19 protein-coding genes and 1 riboswitch are annotated in these 17,869 nt (G+C 46.4%); of the genes, 7 read left to right on the forward strand and 12 right to left on the reverse strand.

The features are described 5' to 3' along the window. On the reverse strand, nt 1-510 hold a 510-nt coding region (locus V7D78_RS01890; RefSeq protein WP_333606729.1), incomplete at its 3' end, for a hypothetical protein. A gap of 125 nt (nt 511-635) precedes the next feature. On the opposite strand from V7D78_RS01890, the gene V7D78_RS01895 reads away from it, so the two are divergent. Both V7D78_RS01895 and lysC read left to right on the forward strand, forming a co-directional pair. Beyond that, nucleotides 636-908 (forward strand): DUF3081 family protein, encoded by a 273-nt coding sequence (locus V7D78_RS01895; protein WP_333606730.1) that lies wholly within the window; start codon nt 636-638, stop codon nt 906-908. Nucleotides 909-1,103: 195 nt separating this feature from the next. Further along, nucleotides 1,104-1,277: riboswitch (Lysine riboswitch) on the forward strand. Between the two features lie 101 nt (nt 1,278-1,378). Beyond that, a complete protein-coding gene (gene lysC / locus V7D78_RS01900; RefSeq protein WP_333606731.1) occupies nt 1,379-2,728 on the forward strand; it encodes a lysine-sensitive aspartokinase 3 in 1,350 nt (449 codons plus the stop codon). 59 nt (nt 2,729-2,787) lie between these two features. On the opposite strand, the gene V7D78_RS01905 is transcribed toward lysC, so the two are convergent. From V7D78_RS01905 to queC, 3 genes are all read right to left on the reverse strand, one after another. Beyond that, nucleotides 2,788-4,632, reverse strand: a complete 1,845-nt coding sequence (locus V7D78_RS01905) for a DUF885 domain-containing protein (RefSeq protein WP_333606732.1) — start codon at nt 4,630-4,632, stop codon at nt 2,788-2,790. A gap of 109 nt (nt 4,633-4,741) precedes the next feature. After that, nucleotides 4,742-5,965 carry a dicarboxylate/amino acid:cation symporter gene (locus V7D78_RS01910; RefSeq protein WP_333606733.1) on the reverse strand — a complete coding sequence of 408 codons (1,224 nt, stop codon included), beginning with the start codon at nt 5,963-5,965 and terminating at the stop codon, nt 4,742-4,744. Between the two features lie 185 nt (nt 5,966-6,150). Next, complete coding sequence (gene queC / locus V7D78_RS01915; RefSeq protein ID WP_333606734.1) at nt 6,151-6,813, reverse strand: 7-cyano-7-deazaguanine synthase QueC; 663 nt, start codon at nt 6,811-6,813, stop codon at nt 6,151-6,153. A 110-nt stretch (nt 6,814-6,923) separates the two neighbouring features. Between queC and queE the strand changes: the two genes are divergently transcribed. Then, a complete protein-coding gene (gene queE, locus V7D78_RS01920; protein ID WP_333606735.1) occupies nt 6,924-7,592 on the forward strand; it encodes a 7-carboxy-7-deazaguanine synthase QueE in 669 nt (222 codons plus the stop codon). A 20-nt stretch (nt 7,593-7,612) separates the two neighbouring features. Here the strand turns inward: queE and V7D78_RS01925 are convergent, their stop codons facing one another. Beyond that, nucleotides 7,613-8,194 (reverse strand): LON peptidase substrate-binding domain-containing protein, encoded by a 582-nt coding sequence (locus tag V7D78_RS01925; protein WP_333606736.1) that lies wholly within the window; start codon nt 8,192-8,194, stop codon nt 7,613-7,615. A 177-nt stretch (nt 8,195-8,371) separates the two neighbouring features. Here V7D78_RS01925 and V7D78_RS01930 point away from each other — a divergent pair, with 177 nt between their 5' ends. After that, nucleotides 8,372-9,160: a substrate-binding periplasmic protein gene (locus V7D78_RS01930; protein WP_333606737.1), complete on the forward strand. Its 789-nt coding sequence runs from the start codon at nt 8,372-8,374 to the stop codon at nt 9,158-9,160. On the opposite strand, the gene V7D78_RS01935 is transcribed toward V7D78_RS01930, so the two are convergent. From V7D78_RS01935 to V7D78_RS01950, 4 genes are read right to left on the reverse strand one after another with little or no spacing between them, the layout of a single operon-like run. Continuing rightward, nucleotides 9,138-9,578, reverse strand: coding sequence for a DUF2069 domain-containing protein (locus V7D78_RS01935; protein WP_442886490.1), 441 nt, complete (start codon nt 9,576-9,578; stop codon nt 9,138-9,140). The two genes, V7D78_RS01930 and V7D78_RS01935, sit on opposite strands and share 23 nt — an antisense overlap. A 2-nt stretch (nt 9,579-9,580) precedes the next feature. Further along, nucleotides 9,581-10,174, reverse strand: a complete 594-nt coding sequence (gene wrbA, locus V7D78_RS01940) for an NAD(P)H:quinone oxidoreductase (protein ID WP_333606738.1) — start codon at nt 10,172-10,174, stop codon at nt 9,581-9,583. Beyond that, entirely contained in the window at nt 10,171-10,518 is a 348-nt protein-coding gene (gene arsC / locus V7D78_RS01945; protein WP_333606739.1) for an arsenate reductase (glutaredoxin), read from the reverse strand. The genes wrbA and arsC overlap by 4 nt, the downstream gene beginning before the upstream one ends. 15 nt (nt 10,519-10,533) lie before the next feature. Continuing rightward, nucleotides 10,534-11,982, reverse strand: a complete 1,449-nt coding sequence (locus tag V7D78_RS01950) for a M48 family metalloprotease (RefSeq protein WP_333606740.1) — start codon at nt 11,980-11,982, stop codon at nt 10,534-10,536. A 210-nt stretch (nt 11,983-12,192) separates the two neighbouring features. Here V7D78_RS01950 and V7D78_RS01955 point away from each other — a divergent pair, with 210 nt between their 5' ends. Then, nucleotides 12,193-13,269 (forward strand): AI-2E family transporter, encoded by a 1,077-nt coding sequence (locus tag V7D78_RS01955; RefSeq protein WP_333606741.1) that lies wholly within the window; start codon nt 12,193-12,195, stop codon nt 13,267-13,269. 70 nt (nt 13,270-13,339) lie between these two features. Here the strand turns inward: V7D78_RS01955 and V7D78_RS01960 are convergent, their stop codons facing one another. The 3 genes from V7D78_RS01960 to V7D78_RS01970 all read right to left on the reverse strand — a co-directional run bounded on the left by V7D78_RS01960 (nt 13,340) and on the right by V7D78_RS01970 (nt 15,634). Next, nucleotides 13,340-14,467: a PQQ-dependent sugar dehydrogenase gene (locus V7D78_RS01960; protein WP_333606742.1), complete on the reverse strand. Its 1,128-nt coding sequence runs from the start codon at nt 14,465-14,467 to the stop codon at nt 13,340-13,342. 124 nt (nt 14,468-14,591) lie between these two features. Further along, entirely contained in the window at nt 14,592-15,062 is a 471-nt protein-coding gene (gene bcp, locus V7D78_RS01965; RefSeq protein WP_333606743.1) for a thioredoxin-dependent thiol peroxidase, read from the reverse strand. A 50-nt stretch (nt 15,063-15,112) separates the two neighbouring features. Beyond that, on the reverse strand, nt 15,113-15,634 hold the full coding sequence (locus V7D78_RS01970) for a glycine cleavage system protein R (RefSeq protein ID WP_333606744.1): 522 nt from the start codon (nt 15,632-15,634) through the stop codon (nt 15,113-15,115). 199 nt (nt 15,635-15,833) lie between these two features. On the opposite strand from V7D78_RS01970, the gene dapA reads away from it, so the two are divergent. Then, nucleotides 15,834-16,721, forward strand: a complete 888-nt coding sequence (gene dapA / locus V7D78_RS01975) for a 4-hydroxy-tetrahydrodipicolinate synthase (RefSeq protein WP_333606745.1) — start codon at nt 15,834-15,836, stop codon at nt 16,719-16,721. Between the two features lie 5 nt (nt 16,722-16,726). Continuing rightward, nucleotides 16,727-17,788: an outer membrane protein assembly factor BamC gene (bamC, locus tag V7D78_RS01980; RefSeq protein ID WP_333606746.1), complete on the forward strand. Its 1,062-nt coding sequence runs from the start codon at nt 16,727-16,729 to the stop codon at nt 17,786-17,788. Nucleotides 17,789-17,869 lie beyond the last annotated feature (81 nt).

Below are 17,869 nucleotides of genomic sequence, written 5' to 3' on the forward strand. Positions count from 1 at the left end.
GTAGGTAAAACGCTCCGGGTAAATATACATCTGCCAGACGTTGGTATTTGATGCAGGAATACCATCAGCGACAAATAATTCTTTTGAATATTGGTCAACCGGAAAAGACTGTACCCGGTCAAAGCCGGCATCAACAGTGTGGCCGCCATACATCGTCACGGGATCATGATTACCATCTTTTAATCTGTGATCATGCTTTAAACTGATACCTGAGCCGGTTTTTGTTAGTATCCAGGTACGTGAGTGATTGTCGCCGACATGAAAAGGAATGTGCAACTGGTGATCAGTGCACTTGCGAACATGCATAATGAGCGGGCCTTCAAAGCCGCCGGCCACCGGGTTATCAACCGTAACCTTACCGGCAAAAGCTTTACCACATAGGGCTTTTAAGTGGTTAAAGTAAGCATCATGAGTGGGGATGGATACCAGAGGCGCATCCTGTACCACCTTAGCTGCTACAGAGTAGCTGAAACACAGGGCGAGAGAAGCAGTAATAACAGTCTTGTTCATTTTTTTCTCCTTATAAGACAACCGCACTATACCGTTATTGCGTATCTGGTTCAAACAGACTCAGACAGAAAGCCAGTTTCATGGGCACAAGCGCAACAGGCAAAACGAAAACAGGAGTATGAGCGATGCAAACCGAATTAGATGGAAAATTTTTATTGAATGTATACGCCTTGGTAGAGAAGCACGGCGAGCCAGCAGCCACACCCTTTGGTAATGGTTTTACGTTGCAAGGCCTGACGGTTGCGCCGGGCTTTGATGGCTATGATGTGTATTTATTTAGCAATAAAGTGCAGTTGACGTTGGGGTTTCACAACAAATGGCATGCCGATGCCAAAAATGAGCAGGAAATGGATGACTTTATCAGCTTGCTGAGCGCTATTCGTCACCAATATGGTTAAAACTCAACCCTTGCAGGCGATTCTTCGTTAATTTAGCGTAACTTAATCAGCACAGGTTCAGTAATTATTGCTAGTATAGCGCGCTAAATGCTGGCGGCAGCTCAGCAAAGCGTGCGCATTTACACATAGACGGCTACAAGGCTATTGCTATTCGCTGACGATCAGGGTAGAGTGCCAGGCGTCAATCATATCAGATAGACCAGAAGAGGTGCGTTAACCAGGTATCCAGCGTCAGAGTGCTATAACTCGTAGCGTTGGAGAGGGGGATTAACGCCGAGAACAATCAACCTATAGCGGTTGTTTGTTCGGTTGCCAGGGTTGAATCCCTGCGACTGTCACCTGTTAATTCGGTGGAGAGCTTCTGGCCTTTGTTATTAGCAACGGGTTTTACGCAACTTTAGTAGCCATCCTCGTTTTGCCTTTTTAGCAAATGCCATGCTCTGCTTATTTTTTTGTAAGGAGAGACCCCCTTGTCCAAACTTATTATTGCCAAATTCGGCGGCACTAGTGTTGCCGATTTTGCTGCGATGTCCCGTTGTGCGGATATCGTGCTGTCTGATGACGCCATTCGCGTGGTGGTCGTGAGCGCCAGTTCTGGTGTTACCAATTTATTAGTAGAAATTACCAAAACCACTGATGTGACTGAGCGTTATGATGCCTATGCTGGTATTGAGCGTATTACCTTAGCTGTGCTGAACCAATTACAGCAGCCTGCGGTAGTGGCTGGCAGTATTGAACTATTATTGGTTGAATTAAAAGCATTAATTGAAAATGGTGGTGCGGTATACAGTAGTGCCCACAAGGATTTAATTCAATCTTTTGGTGAGCGTTTAAGTTCTGTATTATTTGCACAGGTACTTAGAGAGCGTGGCGCTGCTGCCAGTTGCTTTGATGTCAGAAGAGTTATGCGAACGGATAGTCGCTTTGGCCGCGCTGAGCCAAATATAGAGGCGTTGGCCGATTTAGCTGAGGTGCATTTGCAGCCGTTACTGGCTGAACAACGTATTGTAACTCAGGGCTTTATTGGCCAGGATGAGTTTGAGCAAACCACGACGCTCGGTCGCGGTGGCTCTGATTATAGTGCCGCTTTATTGGCTGAAGCCCTGGCTGCCACCACGGTACAAATCTGGACCGATGTGGTCGGCATTTTTACTACAGATCCGCGTTTAACCGATCAGGCACGCTGTATTCCGGAAATAAGTTTTGATGAAGCGGCTGAAATGGCGACCTTTGGCGCCAAAGTGCTGCATCCGGCAACCCTGATTCCAGCCATGCGCCGCAATATTGGTGTCTTTGTGGGCTCTAGCCGTGAACCAGACGCCGGTGGTACCTGGATTGCGAAAGAAGTACAGCAGCGGCCACCATATCGCGCTATTGCCTTGCGTAAATCCCAAACACTTATTACCGTTAAAAGCCCGGCTATGTTACATGCTGCCGGCTTTTTAGCCAGGGTGTTTGATATTTTAAGTCGCCATCAGATTTCGGTAGATCTCGTCACTACCTCTGAAATCAGTGTCGCGCTGACACTGGACGAAGGCGGCATGACCAGCGCCTTTAGTCAGGCATTTGAACCAGCCTTAGTCGAGTTACGGGCATTTTGCGATGTCGTGGTAGAGCAGGGGCTAAGCCTGGTGGCGGTTATTGGCAATCACTTGCATAGCAGTAAAGGGGTGACCGGTGACTTGTTTCAAACACTAGAACGCATCAATATGCGGCTTATTTGTCATGGCGCCTCTAAGCATAATCTGTGCTTTTTAGTACAGGATGCCGATGCGCCTGCGGTAGTGAAGCAGCTGCACTCCCGTTTGTTTAGTGTTTGAAACCTGATAATAAAGCAGTAGCTATCATTTAAGCGCTACTGCTGTATTGTTTATCAAGGTTAGGGGGTGTCGTTTGCGATCCAATCGTCAATACGTTGTTGCAATAAATGCAGCGGTAGCGCGGCACTATCTAATACTTTGTCGTGAAACTGGATGATATCAAACTGCTGTTGAAAGTGAGCTTCAGCTTGATGGCGCAATCTTAGGATCTCATTCATGCCAATTTTAAATGCGGTCGCCTGCCCCGGGAACATTAGATACCGCTGCACCTCGGCAATAATCGCATTGTCATTTATTGGCGTATGCTGACGAAAATAGTCAATAGCTTGCTGCTCTGTCCATTGTTTGTCATGTAAGCCTGTATCTACTACCAGGCGCACAGCACGCCATATTTCTGTCATCAAACGGCCAAACTCACTATAGGGATCTTCATAGGCACCCATTTCTTTAGCCAGATACTCAGCATAGAGCGCCCACCCTTCAGTATAAACGGTCGAGCGGGCTGTTCGCCTGAACGTTGGTAAATGGCGCAGTTGCTGGGCGACGGATATTTGTAAGTGATGGCCGGGGAGCCCCTCATGGTAAGCGATGGCTTCCATTTCTGGTTTGGGCATGGCCGCCATATCCGCTAGATGTGCATAGTAAACACCAGGCCGTGAGCCATCAGGGCTGCCAGCCATGTAATGTTGGGCGGCACCAGCCTGCTCTCTGTATGCTTCAACCCTTTTGACTTCCAGCGGAGTATTGGGGAGTAAGCCAAAAAATAATGGTAATTGCTGTGCAATTTTTGCCAGATATGCACTGGAATCATCCATATATGCTTGCCTGCCTTCGTCAGTATTAGGGTAGAAAAAACGTTCATCATGGCGAATAAAGTTAAAAAAAGCTGGTAAATCACCGTCAAATTTCAGCTGTTGCTTTAGCTGTTTCATCTCTGCCGTTAGGCGACTAACTTCAGTTAATCCAAGTTCGTGGATTTCAGCTGCCGTCATTGATGTGGTGGTATGAAACGCCAACTGATAGGCGTAATACTCTTTACCATTTGGCCTTTGCCAGATACCAGTATTTACCTCGGGCGATAAAGAGACACTGGCGTTACTCCAGGCAATTAATTGCTGGTAGGCTGGTGCTACCTGCGTAAACAGTGCCTGCTGAACCTGTGCTTTTAAGGCACTGGCTTGTTGCTCAGAGATAAGTCTTTGCTGTTGTAAATAACCGATTTTAGTTAAGCCATCTTGCCATAATGGTGAGGGGCTACCGGGCGAGAACGGCTGGCCGGTTAACAGATTTTGGCTTTGCCGTGCTATGGCTTTAACAGCAAAAGCCGGATAAATAACGCCATATTCAGTGCCAGCTTTTGCCCGCTCAGTAAGCTGAGTTATGGCTCTGCCCAGGTGTGACAGACGGCTAATATAATCCCGCATATCTTGTTCAGTCTCAACCTGGTGAGAGTTAATAATAAATTGCGGTAGTGACGCGTGCAGTGAGAACATTTGATTAAAAATATAATCATAATGTCTGAAACGATGGCCCTGTTCAGCAATGTTTAGCTGATACAGCCAAAGCTGGTAAGAGGTTTTGGTTTCGCTATCAAGGTATTCAGGATTTATGGTTGCAACCATTTGCGCAGTTACAGCGTTTAGCCATTGTTGCTGTTCAACCAGTGCCTGATCCCTAAAGTCGTCTAACTTGTCGTAGTGCAGTTTGCTGCCCGAGCGTGTAAGTTGCATCGGGCTTCGTAACAATTGTTGCTGGTAAATATCTTCAAACCAGCGATTTAATTTCTGACTTTCTGTTTGCGCCACCGCCAGCTTAGGCGTGATGTCGCTAACTTTGGCCTCAGTAAGGGGTATTACCAGGCAGGCGCTTAACACGCAAAGTTGAATAAAGTGAGCTTTTAGCATGGTTAACCCTTAATATGCGCTGACATAACTTTGTACGTAAAGTCAGACTGACTTGCAACCGAATTAAGACAATTGCAAGCATATCAACGATGTAACGAGCTAATAAAGCCTAGTTGCTTGCTGGTGGTGTAACGTCGACTAAACCTTCGGAGCGTCCTACCACTAGCGCTACCATGGTATCACCAGTGACATTAGTAGCGGTGCGCATCATATCGATAATCCTGTCGACTGCAGCAATAAAAGCAATGCCCTCAATCGGTAAGCCGACAACACTTAGCGTCACAGTAAGCATTACCATAGCCGTGCCGGGTACGCCTGCTGTGCCCACAGACGCCAGCGTAGCGGTGCCGGCAATCAATACATAATCCAGCGCGCTTAAATCAATACCGTAAATATGGGCAATGAAAATCGCCGCTATCGCCGGAAAAATACCACCACAGCCATCCATATTTATGGTCGCTCCCAGCGGTAATACAAAGCTGGCATAGTTACTGGATACTTTTAAATCTTCAGTGACCACTTTATGTGTTACCGGCAGGGTGCCATAGCTGCTGGCACTGCTGTACGCCACCAGCTGTGCAGGAAGCACGGCTTTGAAAAACTGCCGGACCCCCATGCCACCAAACAATTTGACCAAGCCACCATACACAAAAAAGATATGAATAAAACAAGCAATATAAATAGCAATAATAAATTGGCTAAGTGGCAGCAGGGTGGCCAGGCCAAAGTTGCCAACGGCCCAGGCCATTAAACCAAAGACACCAAAGGGTGTTAGTTGCATGACCATACGAGTGATTTGATACATAATATCAGCGCCTGCTTGTACCACTTGTTGCATTGGCCGGGCTTTTTCGCCAACCACATTGATGGCAATGCCTACTAGTGTAGCAAAAACAATGATTTGCAATATATTGCCGTTTACCATAGCGGCGATAGGATTTGTTGGGATTAAACCGGTGATTACATCTGCTACAGGTGGAATATCGCGTTGACGTACCTCAGTGGCGGTTAATTGCAGCGCATCACCCCAGTTCATCAGGCTGCCGACACTTAAGCCAATCAGACTGGCGATAAAGGCCGTAAATAAAAACAGGCCAATGGTTTTAAAGGCCAGCCGTTGCATTTTATGGGTATCACCCAGCGAGGTAATACTGGTGATCAGCGCAAAGAACACTAGAGGCACCACCAGCATGCGAATCGCATTAATAAATAAAGTACCCAAAGGCCTGAATACAGTGGCACTTTCGCCCAGCGCAACACCTGCCAGTACCCCCAGAATTAATGCCCCTAATACCCGTTGCCAAAACGGAATGGCAAACCAAAATGCAAACATAGATATCCCCAAATAAAACCTTTGGGGTCAGGCCTTGCTTTTTGCATTTGTTAACAAATGCAAAAAGCAAGGCCTGACCCCCCATGGTAAAACTAGTATTACCGCACAGTATAAAGTGAAAAGCGGCCGTTACAAGGCCGCTTTTCTATATGATATAACTGGTTAGTGACGTTAACTGCTGAGTTTTACGCTGCTTCGTAGGGCAGTGGATCAGTGGCGTTATTTAGGGTAAAGGCTTCCAGTCGCTCCTGACAGGCGCCACATTTGCCGCAGGCTAACTCGCGGCCGTTATAGCAGGTCCAGGTTTTGCCATAATCCAGCCCCATGGCTAGCCCATCGGCTAAAATGTCAATTTTGGTCTGGTACAAATAGGGGCTGACAATATCCACCGGCTGGTAATTGGCGATTTGGCAAACATCGTGCATTTTTTGCACAAATTCTGGCCGGCAATCCGGATAGATAAAATGATCGCCAGAGTGGGCACCATAATAGACAGCGCGAGCGCCAATAGAGTCGGCATAGCCTACGGCAAGTGATAACAATATCATGTTGCGGTTTGGCACTATGGTCGATTTCATATTGTCTGCCGCATAGTGGCCTTCAGGTACGTCGATATCGCTGGTCAGCGACGAGCCGGATATAAGCTGGTTTATCGCCGAGATGTCGACAATTTTATGTTTTATATTCAGCTCTTTACATACATTTGCCGCACAAATTAGTTCTTTAACATGACGCTGGCCATAATTAAAAGACAGCGCATAAACATCGTGGCCAGCCGCAACGGCTTTATGCAGTACAGTAAAAGAATCCATACCACCTGAATAAATAACCACAACTTTTTGGCTCATCACTGTCTCTCTCTTGTATAATAGCGAATAAATCGGCCGCGCATTGTACTTTAAGCTGGCCGTCAAATCACCCTGCTTGCCACATCCGTCAAATGAAAGGAGCCCGCGGCTTGTTATATAAGGTTAACGAAGTTTTTGAAACTATCCAGGGCGAGGGGAGCTTTACCGGGCAGCCGGCTATTTTTATCCGCTTGCAAGGTTGCCCGGTAGGCTGCAGTTGGTGTGACACCAAACACACCTGGAGTGTACACCCTGAGTTAGAGCTGAGCCTTGATGGTGTGCTGGCTAAATCGGCTGAAACCGAACAATGGTCTGCGGTAGACGCAGCACAATTACTGGTATTATTTCAGGCGCAGGGCTATCAGGCGCGGCATGTGGTGATTACCGGCGGTGAGCCTTGTATGTATGATCTTCGGCCCTTATGTCAGGCGTTACATGATAAGGGTTACCAAACCCAAATTGAAACCAGTGGTACCTTTGATATTCAGGTGCCGGCAAAAAGCTGGGTCACCGTATCCCCTAAAATTGGCATGAAAGGCGGCTATAAGGTATTACAAAGCGCCCTTGATCGCGCCAACGAAATTAAACACCCGGTAGCGATGGACAAGCATATTGAGCAGTTACTAGATTTGCTGAGCAGTACGGATTTAACTGGTAAGTTGGTGTATCTGCAGCCGATTAGCCAGCAAACTAAAGCCACACAACTGGCCATTGCTTACTGTAAAAAACATAATTGGCGGCTCAGTGTGCAGGTGCACAAATATCTGGGTATAGAATAAGGTGTGGGGATTAAATAGGCTCAGGCGTTATGTTCAAACCAGCTTTTTAATCCTGCAAGACATTGCTCGGGCTCAGTAGTTGCAGCCAATTGTTGTTTTAATGCCGGTTGCATCGGCATCAGTTCCAACCAGCGACCTGCCAACCAGGACGCATCATCAAGCTTCGGCTGAGGGTAAAACTGCTGTAATTGCGGGTAGCTGAGTAGTAATTTTTGCATAGACTCAGCCAATGCCTGACAATCTGCCGGCACCTCTGCAGCTGACCAACCAGGCAACGGCTGACAATCAGCAACATGTAGCTTATCTTGCTCTTGCCAGCGACTTATTATCTTCATTCTTTGAACACCGCTAATGGTGATACCTAATAAGCCATCAGGCAATTGCTCGAAATCATCAATGTTAGCCCTGGTGACCAAGGATAAAATTCTGTCTGGGTGTTGCTGATTAACAAAGGGGTTCAACAGGGCAATGGCAAAAGGCCGCTTTCCAGCCGCGGCTTCCCGTACCAAGCGCACATAGCGGGGTTCAAACACCCGTAGTTTCATCTTACCTGCGGGCATTAAAAATTGATTTAACGGAAACAGTGCCAGTTGTTCGCTCATAACTCTTAGGTTTAACAGTTTGAATATAAGATTATACGCCCGCTGGTAAGAAATGGATTTACGTGGGGAATAATGCTGTGGCTGCCTGCTATTGCCGGCATTTTAGTCTGAATACTCGCCACAATATAACTTTGTACTATACTTAAAATTGAGTCTTATCGTGGTGGCTTAATATTAATGAGAGATTATTTGTACGAGCTTAATGCTGGTGGTTTTATGCTGCTTGCCGGCTGTGTGACGTCAGTTTTTGCGAGTGAACCGGCATTAAGAGCCATTGTTAGTGACACCAATACGCCTCCCTATGCCATTTTTAATCAATATCAACAGTTAGCTGGTGGTCTTAGTAAAGATATTCTTGATGAGCTGGCTGGCTTAACGCAAAGTGAAGTAGTCTATTTGGATTTGCCTCGTGCCCGGGTTGAACAATGGCTGCACAGTGGTGAAGCTGATATTGCCTGTTTTTTAAACCCTGACTGGGTAGAGCAGCCTGATAAGCTGTTGTGGAGTCCGCCACTCTTTGTCACCCGCCAATTATTTTTGCGCCTTGCTGGCAGCCCTGCTGTGTCGAATCTTGCTGATCTGGCAGGAAAAAGGGTTGGGACAACCCGGGGCTTTACTTATCCGGAATTAGAGCAAGTGTTTAGCTTGGGTGATGTCGTACGTGATGATGCACACTCGTTGCAGAGTAATATTCAGCGCTTAAAACAGGGGCGGCTCGATGTTGTGATGAGTGTTGATTTATCTTATTACTTTTATCAGCAAACATTACAGGATGCCGATATCGTAGCAGATCCTATCTGGACCGAGGCGCCAGCAGTATTTTGCGCACTAAGTAGCCATAATGCCAAGCGCGCTAAGGCGTTACATCAACGCCTTAAGCATTTGGTAACGTCCGGCTTTATTCAACAGCGGGTTAATTTTTACACGGCTGCGGCCGATGACGTTAAGGCCTTGGATCATCCTTAAGGCGGGGGATTTTCAAGCCTAGCTCCATGCCACGGTGCCTGGCATAGTAAGTGCAGCCAATAAACATCATGCAGGCCAGCATTAACTCTACAATTGAAAAAAACAGATAACTTCCACTGCTGACATAGAGATTGGTCAGGCTGTGTAAAAAATAAATCATCACAATAAAATTGGCCCAGGCAAAAGTATAAGCATGGCCTTTAATGATACCCAGCATTGGCGCCCATAGAGGTAACCACAATAATAATAATGAGAGGTATTTATTCCCGCTTAACGCCTGATCATCGCCATAACTGGCTGGGGCTAACCACAACAACCATAGCGGGATCAGTAACCAAAGCCCCCAGTAACCCATCCGGGCCAGTAATAAATATCGACGCGTCAGGGGCGACATGGAAACGTCTTGTGCTGCCTTCATAGTTAATCAAACCTTTGTTGTTTAAGGGCGCTACTTAATAATGCCAGACGCTTACCAAAAGCGATGGCAAGTCGTTGTTCGGCAACACTTAGTTGGCTATCACCATTCATGCCACTAACATGGCTAGGCCCATAGGGGGTACCACCACTTTGCGTTTTATGTAATTCTGGTTCACTGTACGGGATGCCCATTAACACCATGCCATGATGCAGTAACGGCAACATCATACTGAGCAGATTGGCTTCGTTGCCACCATGCATACTGCCAGAAGAGGTAAACACGCCGGCGGCTTTATCAATCAATTCGCCTTTAAGCCAGCAGCTGGTGGTGCTATCCCAAAAAGCTTTAGCTTCAGCAGCCATATTACCAAAACGCACCGGGCTGCCAAAGGCCAGACCGTCACATTTTTTCAGCTCATCGAGTTGAATAATGGGATGACGAGAAGCAGCAATGGCGTTAGCGGTTGCTTGTAGCGGCGCTATACAACGTATCACAGCTTCAGCCCCCCCCTGATGAATGCCCACTGCAATTTTTTCGGCCAGCGCAGCCACAGCGCCGTGTCTGGAGTAATACAATACTAATACTTGAGTTGTCATTGCAGTAAGGCTTGTAGATTGGCAAGAGGGCGGCCAATCGCTGCGTTGTCGCCGCGCAGCAGTATGGGTCTTTCCATTAAACTTGGCTGGCTAATCATCGCTGCAATTAACTCTGCTTCCGTTAAGGCTGTATTGGCTAAATTAAGTTCAGTGTAAGCACTTTCTTTGGTTCTTAATAATTGCCGCGCATTCATGCCAAGCGCTTTCAGCAGATGGCTAAGCTGAGTTTCTGAAAGGGGTTGTTTAATATAATCAACCACTTGAAAAGGTATGCTTTGTTGCTCAAGTAAAGTTAATGCTTCGCGGCTTTTTGAGCAGCGCGGGTTATGAAATAAGGTTAACATCTTTAATCCTTAGCGTTACATCCGCTGCAAACGGGCAAATTCAGCCTGTAACTGACGTTTCTTGGCTTCTATACGGCGATTTTCTAATTTGGCTTCATTAGGTAGGTGATTTAGAGCTTCATTTAAATCGTCAATAGCTCTTGGGTAATTCGCTAATTGATACTGTAAATCAGCCCGAGCTTCATAATACTTGGCAAAATCTTCGAGTTGTTTGTAGGCTTCGGCCAATAAGTCATAAGCTAATATATTATCATCTTTGTAATACAACAGGTTACGTAATAAATGAATGGCTAATCTATGGCTGCCACTTCTTAGTGCAGCATTGGCATAATTAAGTGTTACCACCTGATTATTAGGACGTAATAAATACTCCTGCTCTAACATCTCCAATGCCCGCTGATATTGGCCAAGCCCCAATAATACATCGGTTAATACATCAACATAGTACAGGTTATGTTGATCCTGTTGCAGTAGCGGTTCAATGGTTTGTAATGCGTCTTCATAGGCTTTGTTATCTAACTGCGCAATAGCCAGGCCGTAACGGTTTGCCCGGGTATTACCGCCTGGCTCAGCCAATTTACGTTGAAAAATTAATAAAGCATCTTGATTACTATGCTGATAACGGGCCAATACTCTGGCTTTACTCAGCGTGTAATCCATGCTGTCAGGCACAAAACGTTGTGGGAATTGCTGAGCTCTGAGGCGGGTATCGGTAACCCTTGCCGCTGATAGTGGGTGAGTTTGTAAAAAGGCCAGTTGCTGATTGGCAAAACGGTACTGTTCACTAAGCTTGGTAAAAAACTGTGGTACGGCTGCCGGGTCAAAGCCGGCTTCAACCAGAATATTCATGCCAATCCGATCGGCTTCTTGCTCATTTGAGCGGGTAAAATTGATAGCACTTTGTGCTGAAGCACCCTGCGTGGCATAAATTGCCGCCATACCTGCCTCAGGATTTACTGTTGCCAGCACGATAGCACCCAGTAAAGCCGCCAGTGATAACGGCGCTTTTTGGTTTTGAGCTTCCACAAAACGGGCAATATGGCGCTGCGTCACGTGCGCAATTTCGTGAGCAATAACTGAGGCAAATTCACTCTCGGTATCTGATACGGCCAGAGTGCCGGTATGTGAGGCGATATTCCCGCCTAAGGTGGCAAAAGCATTAATATGACGGTTATTGACCCAATAAAATTTAAACGGAAACTTGACATCATTAGCGCGGGCAACCAGCCGGTTTCCTAATGCATTAATGTATTCGTCGAGCAAAGGGTCATATACCATAGGTAGCTGGCCACGTGTTTGGCGCATCAACACATCCCCGAGCTGTTTTTCTTTTTCAGGGGTTATAGTAGAAAACGCATTTCCGCCGATATCAGGTAGCGCTGTTTGCGCCAACAACGTTAGGCTAAGCAGGCTAATACTGAGTAAGCCGGAAAACAGAACTGTTTTTACTACCTTTAATCGCATAGGGGAGTTGACCTGACTCATTAATGACATTAAGCCGCACTATTGTTAGCTTTGTCTGTTTTGAAGCGGCTTAGTTCAGTCTGTTATGATAAATGCTGTAGCAATAATCTATCATAATTATTGGCTAGGAAGCAGATAAGCGACAAATTTAATGTTAACCTGGTTATACTGGGTTTTTGCAGTAAACAAGCAAGGCAAGCTGGAGCTAACATGCTGGACTGGTTAAAAAAATGGTATACCAATAAGTTTTCAGATCCACAAGTTGTTACCTTGTTTCTGATGTTATTAATTGGTTTTTTAGCCCTGTACTGGCTAAGTGGCATACTTGCACCGGTTTTGGCGGCCATTGCTTTTGCTTACTTACTGGAATGGCCTGTGACCCGCTTGTCCCGATTGGGGATGGGGCGTACTCTCAGTACCAGCCTTGTAGTAATAGGTTTTATCGGGCTGATTACGCTGGTCGTGATGTGGATAGTACCTATAGTGTGGTATCAGGGACGAACCTTATTGCGTGATTTGCCGCAAATGATTGATCTGGGCCGGACCTATTTAGTGGAATTGCCGGAAGCTTTCCCCGGAGTAGTGAGTGAAGAGCAGATATTAGTGTTAATCCATTCTGTTGATGAGCGGATAAGAGCTTTTAGCCTGGAAATTTTGTCATTATCTCTGGCCTCAATTGTCGATTTAGTGGCACTGTTGATTTATCTGGTCTTAGTACCGGTAATGGTGTTTTTCATGCTAAAAGATAAGCAGGCCTTGTTGGATGCTTTTGTACAACTGCTACCAGATGAGCGAAAGTTAATTTCACAGGTATGGCAGGAAATGAACCTGCAGATCATGAACTACATTCGCGGTAAAATTTTGGAGATTTTAATTGTTGGCGCGGTAAGCTACGGCGTCTTTAGTTTGTTTGGTCTGAATTATGCGTTGTTGTTGGCTGTGATTGTCGGTTTTTCGGTGCTTATTCCTTATATTGGTGCAGCTGTCGCTACCTTACCAGTAGCCTTGGTAGCGCTCTTTCAATGGGGATTAACGCCAGAGTTTGGTTATCTTATGTTGTCTTACGCTGTAATCCAGGCGTTAGATGGAAATGTACTGGTTCCGCTATTATTCTCAGAAGTGGTTGATTTAAATCCGGTATTCATCATTATAGCTGTGTTGTTTTTTGGTGGTTTATTTGGTTTTTGGGGAATATTTTTCGCTATCCCACTAGCATCCTTAGTCAAAGCGACGGTTAAAGCCTGGTCAACACGGCTGCATCCTGAGCGCTTTAATGACGAGCATTAATACTTTTTCTTAACTGCCAGCAATAAAAAATCGCTGCAATGGCAGCGATTTTTTTGGTCTTCGGCACTATTTATGGCGCAGGGGTTAATTTTAATAGTTGGCCGTCTTTTTGATCAGTCAGTAAGTAGACGGCGCCATCTGGCCCCTGACGTACATCCCGTATACGTTGGCCAATCATAATGCGCTCTTCATGAGTGACTTTGTTGTCATCCAGCTCCAGACGCACCAATTGTCCAAAACGTAATGAGCCGACCAATAAATTATTTTGCCAACCACTAAAGGCGTCGGCCTGGTAAAACGTCATGCCACTTGGCGCGATGGAAGGGGTCCAATAGTGCAATGGCTGCTCTAAACCTGCTTTGGCCGTTTGCCCGATTCGACCGCCACCATATTCCTCGCCATAGGTAATCACCGGCCAGCCATAATTTTTGGTCGCTTGCGCGATATTAATTTCATCACCGCCCTGTGGGCCGTGTTCATGTGTCCACAGCTGGCCGCTAGTTGGATGTAATGCGGCACCTTGGATATTGCGATGACCATAAGACCAGATATCATCCAGTACGGCCGGATCTTTCACATAGGGGTTGTCGCTGGGAATAGTACCATCGGTATGAATACGGATTACCTTGCCGTGGTGATTATCCAGGGTTTGTGCGTCGTTGCGACGCGAACCCCGATCGCCCAGCGTAATAAATAAATGTTTATCACCAGCGAAAACCAAACGGCTGCCAAAGTGGTGGCGGCTCTCGATTTTTGGCTGAGCACTAAATATAACGGTTAAGTTTTCTAAACTGCTTTCAGTTAAGGTCGCTCTGGCTACAGCGGTGCTGCTGCCATCGCCACCCGGTTCGGTATAGCTGATATAAACTAATTTATTTTCACTAAAGTTTGGATCCAGCACCACATCGAGTAAACCGCCCTGACCATTAACCAAAATATCCGGCAGGCCTTTTAGTGGGGCTGACTTGCTACCGTCGGGGCTAATGATACGGATGTTTGCCGTGCGCTCAGTGACCAGATATCGGCCATCAGGTAAAAACGCCAGGCCCCAGGGGTGTTCCAGGCCATCAGCCACTTTAGTGATCTTGATGGCCGCCTTTTCTGTGTTAAGCAATTGGGCTGAGACAGCAGCGGGTAACAACAAACATAAACTGACTAAAGATATGGAAATAGGTGACATTTTGAAGCGTGATTTCATCATGAACTCCGAATTTCTGTTTTTTGTTATGCTACTGGGCTAAGCCTGAATTAACACTAGTCTGGGTTCAATAGCCGGTTCGGTAAGACAAATGGAGGCTAAAGCGTTGCATATCCCGGCTAAATTAAGCCTGAGCCAGATAATCTAATACCACCTGATGGTGATCTTTGGTTTTAAAACTGTCAAACACTTTGGCAATGCTGCCATCCTGGTTAATTAAAAAGCTGATTCGATGCAAACCATCATACACCTTACCCATAAATTTTTTTGTGCCCCAAACCCCAAAGGCCTCTGCCACGCTATGATCTTCATCGGCCAGCAGTGTGAAATTCAGCGCATCACGTTCTGCAAATTTGGCTAACCGTTGCGGGCTGTCGGTACTAATGCCAACCACGGTGACACCCTGTGATGATAGCTCAGCAAGATGATCACGCAGCTCACAGGCTTGCACGGTGCAACCTGGTGTCATCGCTTTAGGGTAGAAATACACTAATACCCTGCCTTGTTGCAGCAAATCAGATAAGGCAATGGCTTGCTGATGTTGATCGGTAAGAGTAAAGCCAGGGGCTGTCTGACCTGCGGTTAAGGTATTCATAATAGACTGTCCTTATTGAGTTCTGAAAAATGTGCTGCAAAGCAGATGCATTAAATTTGTGCCTGTAAATGCCCTTGCAATCCCAGTTGTTGCAATAATTGCTGTACCGCCTGCTCAACGGCTTGTGGATCTGTGCCTTGAGCGAGTTCCAGCGTCATTTGCGTATGCATCCAATTCCCTTTGTCTGTGGCAGTACTGGCGGATTGCAAAGAGCCAATATAAATATTAAAACCCGCCAGCAGGCCTGTGATAGCGCCAAGGGTGCCCACTTTATCCGGGCCGGCATAGTCCAATACATAATGAGCAACAACGGTGTTGCGGGGCCGGGCACTGGTACGTTTTGTCATGGTAGTCAGATCAAGCTCAAGGCCAAGCGCCGGCAATAAATGCTCAATACGGCTCAGTGCAACCTGATCGCCATCCAACAGCATTATAAAGGTAAATTCGTTGCCAAAAATTGCCATACGACTGTCAATAATATTGCAATTACACTCTGTGACTAGTCGTGCCAATTTACTGACAATGCCAGTTCTGTCGGCACCAATAGCTGTTACTACTAGTTGTTGAGGCATAACCTGACCTATGAATTCGTTGGGAGAGATGGCGATTGCCTGGCTTTTTGGCATTCAGGCCAGAAAATCTGGCTGGCAGTGTAGCACAGGCGATAAAAAATTCATCCGTTGTCTAAGGTTAGCTTATTCAGAACCTATTCTTGTGTTTACGGCTGGCTCTCTTTAACATAGGCGCCTTTATTATTAAGTGGAGCTCTCAATGTTCAAAGGAAGTATTGTTGCACTGATCACCCCTATGCAAAATGACGGCGCGGTAGATTACCCTGCTTTAAAGCAGCTGGTGGAATTTCATCTGCAGCAAGGCAGTGACGGTTTAGTGATTATGGGCACTACCGGTGAAGCAGTAACCCTGAGCTTTGAAGAGCAAATGCAGGTAATAGAGCGGGTATGTCAACAGGTTGCTGGCCGTATTCCGGTGTTAGCGGGCAATGGCAGTAATAATACGGCCGAGGCCGTGAGCCGAACCCAGCGCTTATCAACCTTACCTATTGCCGGTTTTTTAACAGTAACACCTTTTTACAATAAGCCTACCCAGCATGGTATGCTGGCTCATTTTACCGCGGTGGCTGCTGCCACGGCTAAACCAATATTACTATACAACGTGCCAGGACGGACTGGCGTTGACTTATTACCAGCTACAGTGGCCGAGCTGGCCTTGATCAGTAATATTGTGGGTATAAAAGAGGCGACGGGAAGTTTAAGCCGGTTGGCTGAGTTACAACAGCGTTGTCCAACAGATTTTATTTTACTTAGCGGCGATGATGCCACGGCCTGCGATTTTATGTTACAAGGTGGCCATGGTGTGATTTCAGTTACGGCAAATGTTGCGCCTAAGTCGATAGCGCAGCTATGTCAGTTGGCCACAACAGGTCAACAGCTCTTGGCACAGCAAGTGGATGCCACACTGCAACCTTTACACCGGGATTTGTTTATAGAGTCTAATCCTATCCCAACCAAGTGGGCATTACGTAAAATGGGCATTATTCCGTCAGATAGTATGCGATTACCGCTGACGGTGCTGGAACCAATTCATTACCAAACAATCGAACAGGCATTGCAACACGCCGGAATTTCATATCAGGAGTAGTACAGGTGCATTATTGGGTTAAAAGTTGTCTGGCGTTCAGCGTGCTATTAAGCGGCTGTTCGATGTTTAAAAGTGATCAGGCAGAGAAAACATTGCCAGATCGGGTTGAGTTACAGCTTCCTGCCAGCATGAGCTCGCCAAACCGGCCATCTCAGTTTGATATCCCTCAGGCTGCATCTGCAGCAACAGCGTCAACGGTAGATGAACGTTTGCCGCCGTCTTTAGTGCTAGCCACAGCGCCAAGCAGCCGTGTTGATGAAGAAGAGAAACTGGCCAGAGTCTGGTTTGAACGCAATGACAACACTGGTGATATTTTGCCTTTCGTACAACAACAGTTGCGAGATTTTTTTGCCAGTCAAAATGTCTCACTAACGGCAGTCGATGCCGGGGGATTGCAACTTGAAACTGGCTGGATGACACGTTATCAGGATAAAGGGTTTTGGTTCTGGAAATCCAGCGAGGCGAAAGATGAAGCCCGTTTTGCATTAACCGTTGAGCCTCGTCCGCATGGCCGTTCGCTCAGTTTAACGACAAAATTACTGGAGCATCGTTATTTTGAGCGAGGAAACCAGTTAAATGCCCTTGCCATAAAACGTGAAGAAGTTAATTTGTTAAATCAACTGATTAACCAGGTTGCGGTAACTGAATTTCAGATTGTACGCGCTAATCGTTCTCGTGAAACTGAAGTATCGCTTCAGCCAGGCATGAACAGTGCGGGTGAGCCAGCTATGGTCAGCAGCCAGCCGATTGATGTCACCTGGACGCAACTGGAATTGTTATTTGCAGAGCTAAACCTGACCGTTACTGATTTTAATCGTTCTATTTTTACTTATTATGTGAGTTATACCAAACCCAGCCGTGGCTTTTGGGCGACATTATTCCGTCGGGCACCACCCCGTACTTTACCTTTGGCAGATGGGCAATATCAATTTGTGTTAAGTCGTAACAACATGGGTACGGCCATCAGCCTGTTAACTAAAGAGGGGCAAACGCTGGACGCTGATTTGGTGTTGTCCCTGGTTGAGCCTTTAGCTGAAGCTGCTCGTGAAGCCAGGATAGAGTTATAAAAGAAAGCCATTAAAAAGTGATTTGCGATCAGGCCAAAGATCTTTATACTTTGCGCCTGATTTTTTGCGTGGTGACCGGAG

Source organism: Arsukibacterium sp., from assembly GCF_036735525.1.
Lineage (GTDB): Bacteria > Pseudomonadota > Gammaproteobacteria > Enterobacterales > Alteromonadaceae > Alishewanella.

Excerpts from the sequence above, each read along its gene's own strand:
- V7D78_RS01895 (WP_333606730.1), top strand. The coding sequence starts at position 636 with ATGCAAACCGAATTAGATGGAAAATTTTTATTGAATGTATACGCCTTG.
- V7D78_RS01905 (WP_333606732.1), bottom strand. The coding sequence starts at position 4,632 with ATGCTAAAAGCTCACTTTATTCAACTTTGCGTGTTAAGCGCCTGCCTG.
- V7D78_RS01910 (WP_333606733.1), bottom strand. The coding sequence starts at position 5,965 with ATGTTTGCATTTTGGTTTGCCATTCCGTTTTGGCAACGGGTATTAGGG.
- queC (WP_333606734.1), bottom strand. The coding sequence starts at position 6,813 with ATGAGCCAAAAAGTTGTGGTTATTTATTCAGGTGGTATGGATTCTTTT.
- V7D78_RS01925 (WP_333606736.1), bottom strand. The coding sequence starts at position 8,194 with ATGAGCGAACAACTGGCACTGTTTCCGTTAAATCAATTTTTAATGCCC.
- V7D78_RS01930 (WP_333606737.1), top strand. The coding sequence starts at position 8,372 with ATGAGAGATTATTTGTACGAGCTTAATGCTGGTGGTTTTATGCTGCTT.
- V7D78_RS01935 (WP_442886490.1), bottom strand. The coding sequence starts at position 9,578 with ATGAAGGCAGCACAAGACGTTTCCATGTCGCCCCTGACGCGTCGATAT.
- wrbA (WP_333606738.1), bottom strand. The coding sequence starts at position 10,174 with ATGACAACTCAAGTATTAGTATTGTATTACTCCAGACACGGCGCTGTG.
- arsC (WP_333606739.1), bottom strand. The coding sequence starts at position 10,518 with ATGTTAACCTTATTTCATAACCCGCGCTGCTCAAAAAGCCGCGAAGCA.
- V7D78_RS01950 (WP_333606740.1), bottom strand. The coding sequence starts at position 11,982 with ATGCGATTAAAGGTAGTAAAAACAGTTCTGTTTTCCGGCTTACTCAGT.
- V7D78_RS01955 (WP_333606741.1), top strand. The coding sequence starts at position 12,193 with ATGCTGGACTGGTTAAAAAAATGGTATACCAATAAGTTTTCAGATCCA.
- V7D78_RS01960 (WP_333606742.1), bottom strand. The coding sequence starts at position 14,467 with ATGAAATCACGCTTCAAAATGTCACCTATTTCCATATCTTTAGTCAGT.
- bcp (WP_333606743.1), bottom strand. The coding sequence starts at position 15,062 with ATGAATACCTTAACCGCAGGTCAGACAGCCCCTGGCTTTACTCTTACC.
- V7D78_RS01970 (WP_333606744.1), bottom strand. The coding sequence starts at position 15,634 with ATGCCTCAACAACTAGTAGTAACAGCTATTGGTGCCGACAGAACTGGC.
- dapA (WP_333606745.1), top strand. The coding sequence starts at position 15,834 with ATGTTCAAAGGAAGTATTGTTGCACTGATCACCCCTATGCAAAATGAC.